This window comes from Paenibacillus sp. 01T422 (genome assembly GCF_056398785.1).
Genome location: NZ_JBFTQB010001665.1, coordinates 1 through 439, shown reverse-complemented (window position 1 = coordinate 439; position 439 = coordinate 1). Strand labels below are relative to the sequence as shown.

Sequence of the window (439 nt, the reverse complement as noted above, 5' to 3'; positions counted from 1 at the left end):
GAGTGTGCGTAAAGGTAAAGGTCTCACGGATGAATGGAAAGATGAGATGAAACGCTGTAATGTGCCTGCCTGGTATATTGAATCTTGTGAACGGATTGAATATATGTTTCCAAAAGCGCATGCTGCTGCTTACGTTATTTCTGCAGTTCGGACAGCATTCTTCAAGGTTTATCATCCAATTGCTTACTACGCCACATACTTTAGCGTTCGTGCGGCTGACTTCGATCTCGAATTGTTGTGCCAAGGGTATGACGCCATTCTGAAACGATTGATTGAAATTGAAGAAAAGGGTTTCCAGGCGCTTCCTAAAGAAAAAGCCATGGTCTCCATTCTGGAGATGTCGCTAGAGATGACGTCTCGTGGCTACAGCTTCAAGCCAATTGATATCATGTCGCTAGAGATGACGTCTCGTGGCTACAGCTTCAAGCCAATTGATATC

1 pseudogene is annotated in these 439 nt (G+C 44.4%); it reads left to right on the top strand.

Going from position 1 to position 439, the window contains the following annotated elements:
• Positions 1 to 439 (top strand): annotated as a pseudogene (gene polC, locus AC1DUA_RS40685) (PolC-type DNA polymerase III); the annotation flags it as partial.